General features: G+C 40.0%; 15 protein-coding genes. 12 read left to right on the top strand and 3 right to left on the bottom strand.

Annotated features, from left to right (window positions below; translation table 11 throughout):
• Positions 1 to 9: 9 nt before the first annotated feature.
• The 3 genes from ppx to ABWV72_RS03330 form a co-directional block, all read right to left on the bottom strand.
• A complete protein-coding gene (ppx, locus tag ABWV72_RS03340) occupies positions 10 to 1,536 on the bottom strand; it encodes an exopolyphosphatase (RefSeq protein ID WP_342807032.1) in 1,527 nt (508 codons plus the stop codon).
• Between the two features lie 45 nt (positions 1,537 to 1,581).
• Positions 1,582 to 3,645, bottom strand: a complete 2,064-nt coding sequence (gene ppk1, locus ABWV72_RS03335; RefSeq protein ID WP_216046856.1) for a polyphosphate kinase 1 — start codon at positions 3,643 to 3,645, stop codon at positions 1,582 to 1,584.
• Between the two features lie 96 nt (positions 3,646 to 3,741).
• On the bottom strand, positions 3,742 to 4,245 hold the full coding sequence (locus tag ABWV72_RS03330; protein WP_216046855.1) for a glycine cleavage system transcriptional repressor: 504 nt from the start codon (positions 4,243 to 4,245) through the stop codon (positions 3,742 to 3,744).
• A 247-nt stretch (positions 4,246 to 4,492) separates the two neighbouring features.
• On the opposite strand from ABWV72_RS03330, the gene ABWV72_RS03325 reads away from it, so the two are divergent.
• The 12 genes from ABWV72_RS03325 (at position 4,493) to prsK (ending at position 18,581) form a co-directional block, all read left to right on the top strand.
• Positions 4,493 to 6,655, top strand: a complete 2,163-nt coding sequence (locus ABWV72_RS03325) for an ABC transporter permease subunit (protein WP_353368711.1) — start codon at positions 4,493 to 4,495, stop codon at positions 6,653 to 6,655.
• Positions 6,648 to 8,207: a phosphate ABC transporter permease PstA gene (pstA, locus tag ABWV72_RS03320; protein WP_353368709.1), complete on the top strand. Its 1,560-nt coding sequence runs from the start codon at positions 6,648 to 6,650 to the stop codon at positions 8,205 to 8,207. Before ABWV72_RS03325 ends, pstA begins: the two co-directional genes overlap by 8 nt.
• Before the next feature lie 13 nt (positions 8,208 to 8,220).
• Complete coding sequence (gene pstB, locus ABWV72_RS03315; protein ID WP_216046852.1) at positions 8,221 to 9,027, top strand: phosphate ABC transporter ATP-binding protein PstB; 807 nt, start codon at positions 8,221 to 8,223, stop codon at positions 9,025 to 9,027.
• A gap of 13 nt (positions 9,028 to 9,040) precedes the next feature.
• The gene (gene phoU / locus ABWV72_RS03310; protein WP_353368706.1) at positions 9,041 to 9,718 is read left to right on the top strand and encodes a phosphate signaling complex protein PhoU; all 678 of its coding nucleotides are present in this window, start codon (positions 9,041 to 9,043) and stop codon (positions 9,716 to 9,718) included.
• 194 nt (positions 9,719 to 9,912) lie between these two features.
• On the top strand, positions 9,913 to 10,590 hold the full coding sequence (locus ABWV72_RS03305; protein ID WP_216046850.1) for a TIGR00153 family protein: 678 nt from the start codon (positions 9,913 to 9,915) through the stop codon (positions 10,588 to 10,590).
• Positions 10,591 to 10,603: 13 nt separating this feature from the next.
• Positions 10,604 to 11,872 (top strand): inorganic phosphate transporter, encoded by a 1,269-nt coding sequence (locus ABWV72_RS03300; RefSeq protein ID WP_216046849.1) that lies wholly within the window; start codon positions 10,604 to 10,606, stop codon positions 11,870 to 11,872.
• A gap of 129 nt (positions 11,873 to 12,001) precedes the next feature.
• Positions 12,002 to 12,913, top strand: coding sequence for a hydrogen peroxide-inducible genes activator (locus ABWV72_RS03295; protein WP_216046848.1), 912 nt, complete (start codon positions 12,002 to 12,004; stop codon positions 12,911 to 12,913).
• A gap of 71 nt (positions 12,914 to 12,984) precedes the next feature.
• Positions 12,985 to 13,527: an RNA polymerase sigma factor gene (locus ABWV72_RS03290; protein WP_216046847.1), complete on the top strand. Its 543-nt coding sequence runs from the start codon at positions 12,985 to 12,987 to the stop codon at positions 13,525 to 13,527.
• Positions 13,520 to 14,152: a hypothetical protein gene (locus ABWV72_RS03285; RefSeq protein WP_216046846.1), complete on the top strand. Its 633-nt coding sequence runs from the start codon at positions 13,520 to 13,522 to the stop codon at positions 14,150 to 14,152. The genes ABWV72_RS03290 and ABWV72_RS03285 overlap by 8 nt, the downstream gene beginning before the upstream one ends.
• A gap of 46 nt (positions 14,153 to 14,198) precedes the next feature.
• Positions 14,199 to 15,155, top strand: a complete 957-nt coding sequence (locus ABWV72_RS03280) for a hypothetical protein (protein ID WP_216046845.1) — start codon at positions 14,199 to 14,201, stop codon at positions 15,153 to 15,155.
• 171 nt (positions 15,156 to 15,326) lie between these two features.
• Positions 15,327 to 16,451 (top strand): beta-ketoacyl-ACP synthase III, encoded by a 1,125-nt coding sequence (locus ABWV72_RS03275; RefSeq protein ID WP_216046844.1) that lies wholly within the window; start codon positions 15,327 to 15,329, stop codon positions 16,449 to 16,451.
• A gap of 105 nt (positions 16,452 to 16,556) precedes the next feature.
• Complete coding sequence (prsK, locus tag ABWV72_RS03270; RefSeq protein WP_342807041.1) at positions 16,557 to 18,581, top strand: XrtA/PEP-CTERM system histidine kinase PrsK; 2,025 nt, start codon at positions 16,557 to 16,559, stop codon at positions 18,579 to 18,581.
• The last annotated feature ends 15 nt before the right edge of the window (positions 18,582 to 18,596 follow it).

The following is an 18,596-nucleotide window of genomic DNA, read 5'->3' as shown; positions in this document are numbered from 1 at the left end:
TAACAACGGTTAAGCGTAAGACAGTTTATAATCTAAAACACCTAAGTATTCGGCTTCTCTAGCCAAATCTGCACTGATAATCGGCTTGTGCATTAACCACTGTTCAGGGAAGGTGATTTGTAATGATTTATCTTCTATTACAATCTTAAACTCAGGCAAAAAGTCATCTTGCCGTTTGATATTAAGTAGTACACCTAAGCGTAAAATTATAATCAGTTTTTTTACCGCCTCTGAATCAAATTGCCAAAATTCCGGAAGTTCGTCAGGACGTATTTTTTTGCGGTGAAATCGAGCTAAAATCGAAAGTAATATTTGTTGTTCTTGGTTAAAACCGTGCAAGTCCACATTATGCAAAATGTATCCTGAGTGGCGCTGCACGCCACGGGAGTTTATTTGCAGTCCAACCTCATGTAACAGCGCCGCCCAACTCAATAAGTTACGATATTCTTGACCGCCGATTTTCCACACTTTCTTACACTGGTTATATACCTCTAGAGTCGTCACATGAACGCGTTTTGCTTGGTCTACATCGACATCATAGCGGGTCGCCAGACTTTGTGCTGTGCGTTCACGAATATCGTGATGCGCCAGGTGTTCTTCCATTTCGTATATCACACCTTCCCGTAAAGCTGCGGCAGAATATTCTACTGAATCTATTTTGAGGCTTTTAAAGATTCCAATTAAGATTGAAATACCAGCAGCTAAGACTGGAATTCGGTCTTCTGTGACGGCTAACTTTAAGTCTTTGATATGGCCTGCGGATATACACTTGTCGCGCAACGTTTTTAGGTTGTCCAGTGATACGAAACCCTCTGGATTAGCATCATCTAATGATTGGGCTAACAGCACTATTGCCTTGATGGTGCCAGAGGTGCCGATACAGTGTCGCCAACCTAGTTTTAGGTATTTAGCGTCTATCAATTCAAGTTCTTGTTGGGCTGCGGTAATCGCCTTTTTAAAGGCGCCAGCCGTGAGAGCCCCCTCCGCAAAAAAACGCTTTGTATAACTCACACAGCCCATTTGTAAGCTGCGCATTATTTTACTATCAAAACCTTCGCCAATGATAAATTCAGTTGAACCTCCACCAATATCGACTACTAGCCTTTGGCCATTATTTTGAACTGTGTGGGCGACCCCTGAGTAGATTAAACGAGCTTCTTCAATACCGGATATTACTTCGATAGGGTAAGGTAAAATTTGCTTAGCCGCTTGAATAAAATCTTTTGCGTTTTTGGCTTTACGCAGCGTGTAAGTAGCCACAATTCTTACCGTGTCAGGTTCAAAGCCTTTGAGACTCTCAGCAATTATTTGTAGGGTATCTAAGCCTCTTTGCATGGCTTCGTCGGATAAGCGATGATGTTTATCTAAACCATCAGCTAAACGAACCTTCTGCTTAACACGGTGCAGGATTTGCACACTACCGGCAACAATTCGCGCGATCACTAGATGAAAGCTATTCGAGCCGATATCAAGCGCCGCAACTTGAGTTGTGGGTCTAGCTTCAATATTACTGAAGGCTTCACTGAATTGTGACATTTATGACATCATTCCTTAAGGCGGCTTACATCTCGATATAGTGTATTATTCTAGTGATTTTAGATAGTGATAAATTTCCACTTGAGAACGTAGTTTTTTACGATTTCCACGCTTCACATATTTATTGGTTTGTTCCGCATCAATGATTCGTGCTTTGATGGTGTCTTTCAATTGCAGTTCCAGAATATGAATAATGCGTTTTTTTAAGTCTTCATCATAAATAGGACAACCCACTTCAATGCGATTATCCATATTTCTTCCCATCCAATCGGCCGAAGAAATAAACACTTTAGGATTTCCCGCATTTGTAAAAGACATCACTCTTGGGTGTTCTAAAAAGCGATCTACAATACTAATAATAGTGATGTTTTCACTTACTCCGGGAATATTCGGTATAAGTGAACACATGCCACGGACTATGGCTCTTACTTTGACACCAGCCTGACCGGCTCGATATAAATCGTCAATTAATTGTTGGTCAACTAGGTTATTCACTTTTAAAGTGATGCCTGATGGTAAGCCTTCATTGGCATTTTGGATTTCTTGGCGCACTAAAATCTGAATTTTGGTGCGCGCATTTAGTGGCGATACTTGCAGATGTTGAAATTTATTGCGACGGTAAGGCAATTGAATCAAATCAAATACCCAAATTGCTTCTTGAGCTAATTCTTGGTTACGGGTAAACAGGCTAAAGTCAGTATAAATTTTAGCTGTTTTTTCATTGAAGTTACCCGTACCGAAATGAGAATAATGTACTAGCTCCCCTTTTTCTTCACGACTGACCACGCATAATTTACTATGGATTTTGAATGAAGGAGAACCTAACACAACTCGGATCCCGGCATCGGTCATGGTTTTTGACCATTCAATGTTGGCTTCTTCATCAAAACGCGCACGCAGTTCGACCACTACGGTTACTGTTTTACCATTGTCTACGGCGTCGATAAGTGAATTGACGATTCGCGATTTATTCGCTACGCGATAAATATTCAGACGGATATGTTTGACGCTGGGGTCAAATGCCGCTTGGCGCACAAACTCGGTAAAATGTAAAAATCGATGATAGGGATAATAAAGTAAAATATCTTTATGTTTAATAGCATCAAATACCGTGTCGAAATCAGTAAATAAGTGCGTATTTATTGCTGGTAGAGGTGGATTTTCTAAATAACTTCTGCCGACATTTGGGAAACCAATAAAGTCTTTGAAGTTTCGATAGGCACCGCCCGCTATCAAACTATCAAAAGAACTGATTTTTAAACGTTTCTTGAGATTTTTTAACATTTCTTCTGGCATATCAGCATCATAGATAACCCTTACAGGCTCAGCTATCAAACGTTGCTTCATGCTTTCAGACATTTTTTCTACGAAACTTTCATCAATCTCATCATTGATAGAATATTCTGAATCTCTGGTCACTTTAAATGAGTAAGCTTCCATTTCATCAAATTCAATAAAGCCTTTAAACACAATGCTTAAGCAAAGTTGAATAACGTCATCAATTAATATGATGTGTTTCTTTTTACGGCTTTTTTCAGGCGGAATTTGAATAAAACGCGACATGGCTTCGGTGGGCAACTCAATCGTTGCGTATTTAGTCGCTCGGTCTTTTTTATAAATAGCCACATATAAATAGGTGCCAAAGTCATTCAGGCGATCGACAAGGTTGACTTTTTTATGCAGTAATATAGGTGCAATATGGCGTAATATTTTGTTTTTAAAATAGTTTGTTAACCATTCTTGTTGATACGGGGATAGTTGGTTTTTGTCTACTATGTAGATGTTGTAGCGCTTCAGTCCGGCGATAACATCATCGTAAACTTTTTCAAAGTTATCCGTTAGAACCACCACTTTGTGTTGAATTTTTTCCATCAACAACTTGGTGTTTTCTGCTGCTTGCTCGTTACCTTCTTCTAAGTGAATATAAATTAAGCGTTTTACTTCCGCCACTCTGACTCGGTAAAACTCATCCATATTGCTGGAAAAAATGCCTAAAAATCGAATTCTTTCAACGATTGGATTGTGTTTATCCGCTGCTTCTTGCAATACACGTTCATTAAAAGAAAGCCAGCTTAGTTCTTTTGGATAATAGATTTGTTCTGGATACATTAGTTACCTGATTTTTCCCGAGCTTTTTCAATAGGATGGAATGTTCCATTGTTTGTATGACAGTTTTGTTAAATTCGATGATTTCAACCTAAATAACTACCTTAAATCTACATCGACAATCAAATCGTTGGCAATATCTTCTAGTGCGTCGGAAAGTTCATCAAGTTGGAAACCTTCGGGGATAGCAACAACCGCATGGGCTTTAAACAATAAACTGCCCCAATTCGGCGCGCTTTGGCAACTAGATTCAAATTTAATAATGTTTATATTAAAACGACTCAAGGTAGTTGTGAGTTCTTGCACAATACCTGGTTTGTCGTTGCCCGTAATATCAATTTCTACGATATCGGATTTGTTATTTGAGTCGTTATCAGCGCTCACCGAGTGGATAGTTAAGTTGGGATGCTTTTGCAAAAATTCGATTAGGGTGTCATGGTTTTCGACAGGAATATCAACTTCGACAAACCCAGCGAAATGACCCGCCATGTAGGAAAAGTTACTTGCTAACCAGTTGCCTCCTAAGGAATAAACTTTTTGCGCAAGTGACTCTACGAGTCCAGGTTTATCTTTTCCGATTAAAGTTAATATTATTGGTTTCATTGAAACACCCCTCAACTTAACTATTTTAAAGTTATACCTATCGAGTCGTGCTGGATAGATAAGATTGATTGACTAATTAGTATCATAGCCTAATCATATGATAATTCGTAAATTAATCATTGTTTTGATTTGCGTCATTATATATGCCGATTCATCAATATGAGATGAGGTGACCGAAAAGATTGTCACTTGCCAGTTTGTCTATATCCATTACACTAGGCACAATTTCAAAATCAGGGTTAGTTTTGTGGGTCAGTCATCAATTGATGAATCATCGTCTAGCAATACCCAAACGGTGAAAGTCGCGCGTTTAAGGAAAGTAAAAAACCGTCTAGTTGCAGCAGCCATTGCAACATCAGGATGGTTAGTTTTGCTGACCCTGGGATTATTACTCTGGCAATTGGTCATCCAAGTTTTGCCCTTGGCTCGTGATGTGAGTATTTCACCAAAATATCAGTTTGCTATCACCCCAAATGAATCAATTTTATATCTTGGCGATGTTATCAATTCGGTGCCACTTGTTACTATGGATAAAGATTGTCGGGTGAATTTTTACTCTCAATCGGCAAGTAAGTCCAATTCAAGTTTAGTAAAAAGTAAAATTATCCCTGCGCTTTGCACCGACCAAGTAAAAGTTAAAGCCTATGATGGTCAACTGTACTTGGCGATATTGAGTCATTCAGGGATATTACGCATTGAAAAACTAAATCAAGTTGATAAACATTTATTTCCTGAGCTAGAAATGACACTGGCGGTAACCGACGTCGAACCTGTGATAAAAACGGATAAGTTTGACTTCCAACTGTCTGCAAACACGATCATGCTATCGGTGCAACAAGGTCAAATGTGGAAAGTATATAGCATTGACCGGCGCAGTAAAAATGAAATCGATGTTGTTGAGGTGAACAACCCTGAACATCTATTACTACTGCCGAGAATTGGACAATTTGTGTATGTTGCTGATAGCAAACTTACTACACATGACATCACCTTTGGCAGGTTAAACCACATTGCTTTTGATCAAGCCATCAGCACATTGAATGTCTTTCCAAGTCAACGCTCCCTGTTCATAGGTTTGCAGGATAAAACGCTGCAAAAATGGAGTATCGTGAATGCCCAAGGGCAATTAGTCTTTCAACCCATGTATTCAATGGTTACAGAGTATCAACCGAAAAATATTCTTATTCACCAATCTGAAAATGCAGCATTTATAACTGACCAAAAAAATCAGCTTAAGATCATTAATTATGTGACCGGAGAGCAAGTAAGCGACAGTTTCACTGAGCATATAAGTAATCAAATATTATTGAGCCAGAACCTTTTATACACAGTCACGAATAACACTTTGAATGTTTTCGATGTGAACTCGATCTCCGCTGTGAATTCGATTCAATCTTTGTGGGGAAAAAATAGTTATGAAGGTTACCCGCAAGCAGATTACGTTTGGCAAACTACGTCAGCTGCTGATTATCACGAAACCAAATTTAGTTTAGTTCCTCTGGTTATAGGTAGTTTAAAAGCATCCTTTTTAGCGCTTTTAATTGCGGTTCCGCTAGCTGTGTGCGCTGCAATTTATACTGGATTTTTCGCGCCAGAGCGATTGCGCAATTGGATTAAACCAAGCATCGAAGTGCTCGAAGCAATACCCTCTGTGGTGTTAGGTTTCATTGCGGCTATTTGGTTAGCTCCGTTAGCCGAGCAATTTATCTTGTCATTATTATTATTTGTCTTGCTGCTGCCTCTGGTTTTATTTTTGTTTGCGCTTTTACATCATCCTTTGGTGCAACGCTTACCCCAACGTTTTAAACAGGGATGGGAATTACCCCTTGCAAGCATTTTACTGATTGGCTTGGGCATTTTTGTGTATTCCATTACCGATGTTATGTCGTTGGCAAGCGCCAATCTTCAAGGGCACTGGTTGTTGCCCATAGATACACTGGAAAACATTAATAAAAATACCCTTGTAGTAGCCTTGGCGCTAGGAATAGCTATTGTACCGAGTATTTATTCTCTGGCTGAAGATGCAATTTATGAAGTGCCAAATACCCTAAAACAAGCTTCTTCGGCACTGGGCGCAACTCGTTTGCAAACGCTGCGAAAAGTGGTGTTGATTTTAGCCTATCCAGGTATTTTAAGTGCCATTGCCTTAGGGCTAGGCAGAGCTTTTGGGGAAACAATGATTGTGTTAATGGTGACCGGCAATACACCAGTGGCGGATTGGAATTTATTGTCAGGCTTACGCACGCTAACTGCTAACTTAGCCATAGAAATGCCGGAAGCAGAAGTTGGTAGTAGCCATTATCAAATCCTGTTCTTAACGGGGCTTGTGCTATTTTTGTTTACGTTTGTGCTAAATACTTTTGCTGAGTTACTACGTCAGTGGCTAAGGAAAAACTATCAACATGGCTAATTGGAAGTTTAATCTCGAACAAAAGCAATCCATGGCGACCAGTTTGACCGCGGCAGTGGCGGGTTTTTTAGTGTTGGTATTGATTGCTCTTTCGTTATTTATTTTCGTTCGTGGTGGCACCTTTTTTTGGCCGCAAAGCATCCAGGCTATTGTGTATCAGGAACAAGACGGCACTTATCAGAGCCACTTTGTGAAGCTAGACGCAAAAACTATGCGTGTCGGTGAAGAAATCTTACATTACCGCTTTTCATCGGCAGAACAACTCTTTAGTGGTCAGATAACGCTCAGAAAATCCAGTTTAATCAGCTCTGAAACGATTCCTGATCTAGCTGTTATTGAGTTGAAAAATGGCGGGATGGTAATCGCTAAAGTCGAGTCAATACGCGACTCCGATGGCAATACATTAGGTATGCAAGAGTTTGAATTAATTCAAGGCCGAATTAACCAGCTAGTAGCCTCCACTGAGTTTATTCGTAAAGGAGAGCTTGCTGAAATTCACCGTGCACTTGCTAGTTTGGATCGCAGAGGGGTTAAAGCAGATGCACCAGCTCGGGTTAAACTGTCAAAACGTTTTTATGAGTTACAGGATGCGCTGGCGGATGTCGAACAAACTCTGCAAGGCTTTGTATTGACGGTTGCATTTGCAAATGGCACAACCTATCCCATAAATATGCAAGAAATTAGTAATGTTAGCTTTCCAAATTCAATGAATCTGGGTGACAAACTCATCTCTGCAATATCTTCTTTTGCGTCATTTATTAGCGACTCACCGAAATTAAACAATACCTCGGGAGGGGTTTTTCCTGCGTTGTTTGGGACTATTGTGATGGTGTTATTAATGACCATTTTAGTCACCCCATTTGGCGTATTGGCAGCGGTTTATTTGTATGAATATGCTCCGCAAAACAAGATGACTGCATTAATTCGAATTTCGGTGAATAACTTGGCTGGTGTTCCCTCGGTTGTATACGGTGTTTTTGGACTTGGCTTTTTTGTGTATGTAGTAGGAGCAAGTATTGATGAAGTTCTATTCTCCGATGATCTTCCTGCTGCCACATTTGGCGCGCCCGGTATTTTTTGGGCTTCATTAACCATGGCAATTTTGACCCTGCCGGTTGTCATTGTCGCGACAGAAGAAGGCTTGCGACGAGTACCCCAATCTCTCCGAGATGGTAGTTACGCGCTAGGAGCTACACAAGCCGAAACTATCTTTAAAATGATTTTACCCATTGCTAGCCCAGGTATTATGACAGGTGTAATATTAGCTATTGCTAGGGGAGCAGGGGAAGTTGCGCCTTTAATGTTAGTGGGGGCAGTGAAATTTGCGCCAGCGTTGCCTGTAGACGGTGAATTCCCATTCGTTCATTTACAGCGTCAGTTTATGCATCTTGGTGTACTAATTTATGATGGTGCATTCCATAGTCAAAATATTGGTAATGGCTCTTCATTTATCTTTGCTTGTTGTCTGTTGCTGCTGTTGATTGTGTTGAGCTTAAACTTAATCGCTATTTTTATCCGTAATCGACTTCGCAAACAATATGCACAAAATTAGGGTATGAGAATTCATGTTAAAACTGTTTGAACATGACAAATTAGATGTCAATAATTTAAAACCAGAGCAAATTGCGGTTGAAGTGAAACAGCTTAATTTGCGCTTCGGTGAGAAAAAAGTACTTGAAGACATCAATATGCAGATCCCTAAAAATCAGGTTACGGCATTGATCGGTCAAAGTGGTTGCGGTAAATCCAGTTTAATTAGCTGCTTTAATCGCATGAATGATTTAATTCATGGATGTGAAGTTACAGGGCAGGTGATTATTTCTGGTAGTGATATCTATCATCGTAAACAAAACGTAGCGACTTTGCGCACTCGTGTGGGGATGGTTTTTCAAAAACCTAATCCATTCCCCATGTCAGTTTTCGAGAACGTGTCTTATGGATTGAAATTACAAGGTGTCCATGAGAGACGAAAGCTTGATGATGCGGTAGAGCAGGCGTTACGTGAAACCGGACTTTGGAAAGAAGTCAGAGACCGTTTATTCGATTCAGCGTTAACCCTATCAGGGGGCCAGCAACAACGGATGGTAATTGCTCGCGCTTTGGCGCTAAAACCAGAGATACTATTGCTTGACGAACCTACATCAGCATTAGACCCTTTGGCTACGTTGCATATCGAAGAACTGCTGAATCAACTGAAAAAGCAGCACACTGTCATCATAGTTACTCATAATATGCAGCAAGCTGCTCGTGTATCAGATTACACTGCCTTTATTCATCAAGGTAAGCTTATAGAATATTCTGATAGTGATAGTGTGTTTACAATGCCTAAACAAAAGCAGACCGAAGCGTATATAACTGGACGGTACGGGTAGGAACAGAAAATCTATGGCTTACATTGAAATCAACACCCACATCTCCGTCGGTTTTAACAAAGAATTAGAAGATCTCAAAAATTCAGTGTTGACCATGGGAGGCTTGTTAGAGCAGCAGCTCAACGATACCTTGCAGGCATTGAAAACCAATAATGCGGGTTTAGCTGAAAAAGTGGTAATTAATGATAAAGAAATTAATTCCATGGAGATTCAGATTGATGAAGAGTGCATGCGGATCATTGCTCGACGTCATCCAACAGCTAGTGATCTTCGTTTAATCATGACAATCGCCAAAGCGACAGCCGATATCGAGCGCATGGGAGATGAAATAGAACGAGTAGCAAAACTCATTTCTCATTCCAATGTTCCAGATTCCGATTCCCTTAAGTCTAGTATGTTGGTAATAGGTGAACATGTTTTGGAGATGCTCAAAGATACTTTAGATGCATTTGCTAGACTTGATTTAGAGGCGGCTGAGAAAACCTATCAAAATGATGAATCAATCGATGCTCATTATAAGGATTTGTTGAGTATTACTATTTTAGAGATGCAGCAGCATTCTGATGAGTTAGAAAATTGGTTAGAAGTACTCTGGGCATTACGCTCATTCGAACGTATTGGTGACCGATGTAAGAATGTTTGTGAGTACGTCATATTTTTAGTTAACGGTTCTGACAACCGTGAAATTTAACCCAGCATTTGTTAGGCTGATTTTTTATTCTAATTTGTGCTTTTTTAAAGCACTTTGGGTTTTATGATTTTTCGCTAGACCCCTTTTGTTTAAAGGGTTTCAGGTGTGTCATAAAAATGTCATATAAACAGGCTAGTCTTTCGCGTATGATTCAGGCTTCTGGATTGGCTAATCGATTATTTTAGAGATATATAATGTCAACAAATTCATTTCTTGGTGTATTTGCAAAATCACCGCTGAAGCCGATTGAAGATCATATTGATCTGGTCGATCAGTGTACTCAATTACTTGCTGTATTTTTCCAACATGTTTACCAATGTGATTGGATTAGTGCAGAGGCTGTACAACAACAAATATCTCAACTGGAAAAACAGGCAGATAAGGTTAAACGTGAATTAAGGACTAACTTACCAACAGGTTTGTTTATGCCTATTCAACGTCAAGACATACTTGCCCTGATTACACAGCAAGATAAGTTGGCCAACAAAGCGAAAGATATTTCTGGTCGTATTATTGGTCGTCAGTTACAGATTCCCGAATCATTGCAGGAGTCATTCAATACCTATTTGCTTAGGTGTCTTGATGCCTCAACCCAAGCTAAAAACGTCATCAATGAATTGGATGAATTGTTAGAAGCTGGTTTTAAAGGCAGAGAAGTTGATCTAGTTGAAAGAATGATAGCTCAACTTGATGAAATAGAAGATGAAACAGATAGCCTGCAAATAATTATGCGCAGCTCCTTAATGAAAATGGAATCTGGAATGAATCCTGTAGATGTTATGTTTTTATACAACATCATTGAATTAGTCGGCGGTTTAGCCGACACGGCAGAGCGAATAGGTGCTCGACTTGAATTGATGTTAGCGGGATAAAAGGCGTACCTCTATGGAAATTATTAATGACTACGGGTTTATCCTGATTGTTGTTGCAGCTGTTGTTGGGTTTTTAATGGCTTGGGGGGTTGGCGCTAATGATGTGGCTAATGCGATGGGTACATCCGTTGGGTCTAAAGCGTTAACCATTAAACAAGCTGTATTTATTGCAATGGTGTTTGAATTTGCCGGTGCTTATCTGGCTGGTGGCGAGGTTACCTCAACAATAAGAAAAGGCATTATAGATACAGCCTATTTTATTGATACTCCCGAGCTACTCGTGTTCGGAATGATAGCCGCGTTGTTCTCAGCTGGTATATGGCTAGCTGTTGCTTCCTATTTGGGGTGGCCAGTTTCCACCACTCACTCCATTATTGGTGCCATTGTTGGATTCGCCGCCGTAGGCATAGGCTCTGAAGCCGTCGAGTGGGCCAAAGTTGGTGGCATTGTTGGTAGTTGGGTTGTGACACCCGCAATTTCAGGCTTTATTGCGTTTCTCATCTTTATGAGCGCTCAACGTCTCATCTTCGATACTGATAATCCGTTTAGAAATGCCAAACGTTATGTGCCTTTTTACATGGCGTTCGCTGGCTTTGTGATGTCTTTGGTGACCATCACTAAAGGTTTGAAGCACGTAGGGTTACACTTTACGTATGTTGAAGCTTGTGTGTTTTCAGTCATTATCGCGATACTTGTTTCAATTGTCGGACGTTTATATATAAATCGAATCAAATTTGACGAGAGTCTAGACAGATCGATGCATTTTGCTAACGTTGAGAAAGTCTTTGCTATTTTAATGATTGTTACCGCTTGTTGTATGGCGTTTGCTCACGGTTCAAATGATGTGGCGAATGCGATTGGGCCATTGGCTGCAGTGGTGTCCGTGGTCAATAATCATGGTGAAATTACCGCAAAAGCAACTTTGGATTGGTGGATATTGCCACTTGGTGCTTTGGGTATTGTTTCTGGCCTAGCGTTATTCGGTCATCGCGTTATTCGAACTATTGGTAACGGTATTACCCATTTGACACCAAGTCGGGGTTTTGCCGCAGAACTTGCTGCCGCTTCTACAGTGGTGATTGCTTCTGGTACTGGGTTGCCAATATCTACAACACAAACTCTCGTGGGAGCTGTGTTAGGAGTAGGTATGGCCCGTGGTATCGCGGCATTAAATCTAGGTGTAGTACGTAATATTGTTATCTCTTGGGTTGTCACCTTGCCAGCTGGCGCAGCATTATCTATTGTTTTCTTCTTTATGCTTAAAGGTATTTTTGCACCTTAATCTAAATTCCCAAAAGCGATTTTTATTTTTTCTCAAAGCGGCACCTTTTGGTGCCGTTTTTATTTGATTTGAATATTTAAAAATCTGATTTAAACTAGCTTATGTAATCAGTTTTTTAGAAGATAAATAATGAAATGGCCTAATTTAAAGCATCTGCATTACCTCGTTGTTCTCCATGAAGTACAGCATTTTAATAAAGCTGCTCAGCTATGTTGTGTGAGTCAATCTACCCTCAGTACCGCGATTCAAAATCTCGAAGAACAATTTGCTTGTCAACTCTTGGAGCGGGATCATAAAACCTTTGTTTTTACGCCGTTTGGACTGGAGTTAGTTGAACGCAGTAAAAAATTGTTAAACGATGCGACTGAATTGGTCGATTTTGCGCAGTCTGCGGGAAATTGGTTGGCGGGTAATTTAAAGCTAGGCGTCATTCCTACTATCGCTCCTTTTATCTTTGAAGGCGTGTTGGGAGTGGTCAAATCGAACTTCCCTGAGTTGCAGTTAAAACTGCAAGAAGACACCACGGAAAACCTTTTACGACAATTAAATGATGGTATTTTAGATCTTCTGATTTTAGCTTTACCTATGGAAACCCCAGGTTGCAAACAATTGGTGATTGGCCATGATCCCTTCCATTTAATTGCCCATAGCGACTTAGTTAGTTCCCTACCTGAGCCAATGGATATGTCTGCACTGCCAAAAGAGAGCGTATTCTTGCTACAGCGAGAGCATTGCATGACAGGCCATGCAGTTAGCGCTTGTCGACTTCAGCACTCCGAGCAAGTTAGTTCACTGGCTGCATCGAGCTTGCATACTCTAGTTGAACTGGCGAATAGCAAACTTGGCTTTACATTTATGCCTGAGCTCGCTATTGAACATCATATATTGAGTACCTCGCAATTAGTATCTATGCCTGCTGAAGATAATGCTTATCGAGAGATTGGTTTAGTCTGGCGTTCGGGGACCACCCGAGTGCGGTTATTCCGATTATTAGCAGAACTTCTGTCACCATTGATGCCCATTCCTACATTGAAAAAATAATTTTACAAGTTTCAAACTATTTGAAACCTGGTCTCGACTATATTCACAAGCAGACTAATGGAACCATCTAAGTGTTTGAAAAAAGCGAAGAACAGTTAATAGCCAAAGCGTTGAATGGAAACAAACGAGCTTGGCTGAATCTGATAAAACGCTATGAAACTCAAGTGTATAACTATGGTATTCGGATGACAGGCACTCGCGAAGATGCCTTAGATCTGATGCAAGAAGTGTTTATTTCAGTCTTCCGTAATTTAAGTAATTACCGCGGAGATGGCAGCTTTAGGGGCTGGCTTTTTAAAATTGCTCACTATAGATGCATTGAGTTTTATCGGCGCAAAAAACCAAATCAAGCCCTTGATGATAGTCCTGAGATAGAAAGCGCTGAGCCATGCCTGGAAGCGTCAATGGTTTCTTCACAAGATGCTAATCAACTGGTTAGTGCAATGCAACAGTTACCGCTATCTCAAAAAGCCGTTATTGAACTGAAATTTTTCGGACAATTTACATTTGAAGAAATAGCTGAACAACTGGGTATTTCAGCCAATACCGCGAAATCCCGAATGTACAGTGCGCTATCTAAGTTAAAAATTTTATTGGAGGTTGAATATGCCTGATTTAAATGAATCTGAGTTACTCGCAGCTTGGATGCAAGGGGAGTTGAGCCCGCAACAACAAAAACAGTTTGAGAAATTGTGCACTGAAAATGAGCGCTTTTCTGAGCAGGTTGAAATGGCAAACCAAGCTTCCTTGCTAGCGCAAGATTATCGCTCAGAAATAGTGCCTAAGTGGAACAAGGCGAATAGTTTTGACTATCAGCAACCACCTAAATGGTGGCAATGGCAAGGTTTACCGGTATTTTCGAGCGCGCTTTCGATTGTTGCTATTGTTTTGGTTTTTAGTGGTTTTGAAGCAAGTGTCGAAAATGGCAAGGTGACATTCGGGTTTGCTGATTCTAACCAGAGTATCGAGCAAAAAGTCGCCCAACAATTAAATGAATTTAAAGTACAACAAAATGAAGCTTTAAATAGTTATGTTATGTCGTTACGTGAACAGCAATTAGATGCAAGCACCCAATTGACTCAGTACTTACTAGCCTCTAGTAGGCAAGAACGTAAAGAGGATTTCGGAGAACTCATAAAGTTCATCAATGAACAGCGAAACGACGACCAATTGTTTTACGCTCGGCAGTTAAATCAGCTCGAAAAAGCGATTTACGACAGTCCAAGTGGTAATCCTTAGAACCAGAAATATTGTGTATCTAATTTGCAAGAATAAAGAGGTAAAAATGAAAACCTATCAAAAATTTAAGAAATTATCATTGGCAACTACCACAGTAGCAGTGATGTTTGGACTCGCTTCAAGTGCAGTTTGGGCAAAAACCAACCTGTCAGAATTGCGCAGTGAACTGCAGATAATGAGTGGTATTATGAAAACTGCCATGGCGCAAGGGGAAAACAAAAACGGTATTCGCTTACGGGGATTGGAAGTTACATATTTATCGGCTCAAGGGGTGGTATTTGAATTAAACAGCAGTGCTCATAATAGACACTTTTCATTTTCTTTTGATACCAACAATGAGTTTGTACTAGCTCCAGAACTACCGCCTATTCCTCCATTGCCTGTCGTTGGAGACGAAGAGCATGAGGTATTCATCGAATTTGATGATGAACACTGGAGTGAAGAAGTTGAAGAGTCTTTACGATTGGCGAGCGGGGCGATGAATAAAGCAAGAGAAAAACTACGGGAATTAAATCAACAAGAGCGTGAAATAGCTTGGGAGCAGCGCGAATATAAGCGTCGCTTGCGGGATATAGAGTTTGAAATGCGCACTGCTGATAGCCAGCGCAAGGCCAATTTACAAGAGCAAAAAGCAGAGTTAGATGCTGAGTTAGCTGAGTTGAAAAAACGTCAATCCAGTGTTGACAAATATGCCGAACAATTGGAAGCAGATCAAAAACAACAAGCTGAACAACGACTTATGCAAAGGAAGCAGCAATACTCGGCATTTTTAACTCGGTTTGAAGATAATGTCACCTCTACTTTGTGTAAATATGGAAACGGCTTTAAGGCATTGCCAAGCGATGAAAACGTAACTTTCGTTTTGTCGAATTTGGGTTCAGCTGTGAAGAGCGGATCTGAAGACCGTATCTATGTGTTTAAAAACAAAGATATTCAATCTTGTGTAAAAGATAAAATAACGCCTAAGCAGTTACTATCTAATGCTGATGCCTATCTATTCTAATCTGCTATTAAACAATATTAACCCTTTGAAAATACCGTGCACCCCACGGTATTTTTAGTTAACTTAGCAATACAATTAAATTGCTTTTGCATGTTCCATGACTTTTGACTGTGAAAACGCTAAGCTTAGGCAGTTTAATTTTTGCAGTGACAAGTGATTGGATTTTAATACATGACTAAACAGATTGTGATCAGTGGTTCGGGATTATGGACACCACCAAATAGTATTTCTAACAGTGAATTGGTTGATAGCTATAATGCTTATGCAGAAAAGTTTAACCAAGAAAACGCCGAAGCAATAGCGGCTGATGAAGTTAAAGCTAAGCCATTATCTAGTGCTGAATTTGTAGAAAAAGCGTCTGGTATTAAAAGTCGTTATGTGTACTGCAAAGACGGTATTTTAGACATCGACCGTATGCGCCCTGATATTCCAGAGCGAAGTGATGATGAAATATCTCATCAAGCTGAAGTTGCTCTAGATGCAGCGAAAAAGGCGCTAAAAGCGGCGAATAAAACCGCGGCAGATATTGATGCTGTAATTGTTTCTTGTGCATACACGCAACGCTCATACCCGGCTATAGCGATTGAAGTTCAAGGTGCGTTGGGAATTAAAGGTTTTGCATTTGACATGTTGGTTGCATGTTCAGCAGCTACATTTGGTGTGCATAGAGCCTACGAGATGGTTGCCGCTGAAACGGCTAAATGTGTACTAGTCATTAATCCTGAATTGGTTTCACCGCAAATTAATTATAAGGATCGCGATAGTCATTTTATTTTTGGTGACGTGGCTACGGCGATGGTTATCGAACATCAAGATACTGCAACCAGTGAACACCAATTTGAGATTCTCAGTACCAAAGCGGTCACTGATTTTTCCAACAATATTCGTTCTAACTTTGGCTACTTGAGTCGAGTATTTGATACCGAACCATATGGGCCTGATAAGTTATTTCATCAAGAAGGACGTAAAGTTTTCAAAGAAGTCTGTCCTATGGCTGCTGCTCATATTGTCGATCATTTGGCAAAGCACAGTTTGACTTCAGCTGATGTTAAGCGCTGGTGGTTGCATCAAGCGAATATTAATATGAATACTTTAATTACCAAAAAATTACTTGGTCGAGTGGCGGAAGGTGACGAAGCACCTATTGTTTTAGATCGTTATGCAAATACTGCTTCGGCGGGCTCCATCATTGCATTTCATTTACATCATCAAGATTTACAATCGGGAGATTTTGGTCTGATTTGTTCCTTTGGTGCTGGGTATTCTATTGGTAGCTTGGTGTTGAAAAAGAAGTAAAATTGAAGCTATGAATTACAACACGTAGAGTTAAGTCTTTACCGATAATTGAAGTGCTACAGGGTGCATACAAAAGTTAGTTTCGTTCAAGGAAGTCAATAAATCATGGTAGCCGATCTTGGGTTTGGATTAGGTGTAGTGAGTTACAGCCTATTGCTATTATTGCTGTTCACGGTCAGAAAGGCTGGATTAGTCAAGTACTTATTGATTTTGGCCACTGCAGGGACTGCTGTCTGGTGTTTGCTCCACATTAACTTTTTATTTGGTCCTGTAGAAATTGAAAACCTGTTTCTATGGGATGCAGCTAAACAAAGTATCTGGCTGGTGTTTTTGCTGGCTTGCATTAAAGATGACTTTCGCAATTTAAAGGACGTATTAGTGCGTCCTTTTTCGATTGTGATGTTATCTGTACCTGTGGCTTCGATATTATTACCTTATTTTTTCAGCATCGACGTTAGCTGGCGTTTTCTCGCACAAACCATAATATCCTTAGAAGTTTTGGTCATTTTAGAACTGCTCTACAGGCAAGCAGGGGAAAATAAGTGGGCTTACAAACCATTAGTGTTATACCTGGGCGCTACTAACTTATTTGAATTTGTTACCTTCGCCAATGCCACTATGGTTGGTGGTCTTGAAGTCCACTATATTGCTGCTAGAGGGTATGTATATACCGGATTATTGCCATTTTTAGTGTTGGCGATTCGTCGTATCAAACATTGGGGAGTGGATATATTCATTTCCCGAGATATAGTGTTACACAGCTCGTTATTGATGGTTGCAGGTATTTATCTGTTTATCATGGCGATGTTAGGCTATTTCGTGAAATACGTAGGCGGAGAGTGGGGAGGAACAATACAGATATTGCTCATCGTTTTGTCTACGGCACTGTTGATGACATTGTTTCTGTCAAATAGCTTACGGGTTAAAATTCGCGTCTTTATCACAAAACACTTTTTTGTTAATCAATTTGACTATCGAATTGAATGGTTAAAATTAACCGATGCGTTATCTTCCAATGAATCGAATATTTCCCAAGTGTATGAAAATGCCCTCAATAGCTGGATTCAAGCAATTGAATATGATTCCGGCGTTTTATTAAAAAAAGAAGGGCATAGCCTCAACCCAAAAGCACAGATAAACCATCCAGATCTAACTTCTCGAGAATGTCAGCTACTCAATGAATTGGCAATTTACTGTCAACAAAAAGATTGGGTCATCGACATCGAAGAGTTGCGTTACCAACCCTTTATTTACGAAGGTTTAAAAATAAATCATGCATTATTAAACGAATGTTCATTTCAAATTGTGCTACCCATCTATAAAGCGGAAGCGTTGTGGGGCTTAGCCATTATGAATGGTGATCGTTCAGTGCGTAAGCTGAATTGGGAGTTACGGGATTACCTGACTGCGGTTACCGCACAAATATCGAGTTATGTGTTTCATCATGAAGCGGGTAAAGAAGTCGCGGAAAATGCGCAATTTGCGGCCTTCAATCGTATGTCAGCTTTTGTACTACATGATTTAAAGAATGTTTTGGCACAAATAGATTTGATTTTGGCAAATGCGGAGCAACATAAAGACAACCCCGAGTTTATTGACGATACTTTCGAAACACTGACGCATACAAAAGCTCGTATGGACAAAATGTTACGTCAGCTTACAGATAAAAAAGAAGCGCAAAGAAGCAGTGTAAAACTATGTAATGTTTCCGAAAGTATTCGCTCAGTGATCGCTAAAAAATGCGCAGGAAATTTACCCAATCCTAGTTTAATTGTAATAGATGAAAAACAACTGGTGATAGATGAAGAAAAATTCTGTAATGTTATGTATCACCTCATCAGTAATGCACAACAAGCTACTGATGATAATGGAACAGTGGAAATTAGCATTGATATGAGCGTTGACCAACGTTTTCTTGTGGTTACCATCAAAGATTCTGGTGAAGGGATGAGTCAAGATTTTATTGAAAATCGCCTATTTAAACCATTCGATACCACAAAAGGTAACGCCGGAATGGGAATTGGCGCTTACGATGCCAAAAATTTCGTTGAAAGGTTGGGCGGCAGTATCAAAGTCCAAAGTGAAGAACAAAAAGGATCAGTGTTCACACTGAGTTTTCCTGCAGAATAATAATCTTTATAGAGG

The sequence above is a fragment of the Aliiglaciecola sp. NS0011-25 genome (assembly GCF_040370605.1).
Lineage (GTDB): Bacteria > Pseudomonadota > Gammaproteobacteria > Enterobacterales > Alteromonadaceae > Aliiglaciecola > Aliiglaciecola lipolytica_A.
Note: the sequence above shows the minus strand (reverse complement) of the source record. Positions and strands in the feature narration are given on the sequence as shown.

Coding starts and splice junctions, on each gene's coding strand:
- ABWV72_RS03300 (WP_216046849.1), top strand. CDS start 10,604: ATGGAAATTATTAATGACTACGGGTTTATCCTGATTGTTGTTGCAGCT.
- ABWV72_RS03305 (WP_216046850.1), top strand. CDS start 9,913: ATGTCAACAAATTCATTTCTTGGTGTATTTGCAAAATCACCGCTGAAG.
- ABWV72_RS03295 (WP_216046848.1), top strand. CDS start 12,002: ATGAAATGGCCTAATTTAAAGCATCTGCATTACCTCGTTGTTCTCCAT.
- pstB (WP_216046852.1), top strand. CDS start 8,221: ATGTTAAAACTGTTTGAACATGACAAATTAGATGTCAATAATTTAAAA.
- ABWV72_RS03330 (WP_216046855.1), bottom strand. CDS start 4,245: ATGAAACCAATAATATTAACTTTAATCGGAAAAGATAAACCTGGACTC.
- ppk1 (WP_216046856.1), bottom strand. CDS start 3,645: ATGTATCCAGAACAAATCTATTATCCAAAAGAACTAAGCTGGCTTTCT.
- phoU (WP_353368706.1), top strand. CDS start 9,041: ATGGCTTACATTGAAATCAACACCCACATCTCCGTCGGTTTTAACAAA.
- ABWV72_RS03285 (WP_216046846.1), top strand. CDS start 13,520: ATGCCTGATTTAAATGAATCTGAGTTACTCGCAGCTTGGATGCAAGGG.
- prsK (WP_342807041.1), top strand. CDS start 16,557: ATGGTAGCCGATCTTGGGTTTGGATTAGGTGTAGTGAGTTACAGCCTA.
- pstA (WP_353368709.1), top strand. CDS start 6,648: ATGGCTAATTGGAAGTTTAATCTCGAACAAAAGCAATCCATGGCGACC.
- ppx (WP_342807032.1), bottom strand. CDS start 1,536: ATGTCACAATTCAGTGAAGCCTTCAGTAATATTGAAGCTAGACCCACA.
- ABWV72_RS03280 (WP_216046845.1), top strand. CDS start 14,199: ATGAAAACCTATCAAAAATTTAAGAAATTATCATTGGCAACTACCACA.
- ABWV72_RS03275 (WP_216046844.1), top strand. CDS start 15,327: ATGACTAAACAGATTGTGATCAGTGGTTCGGGATTATGGACACCACCA.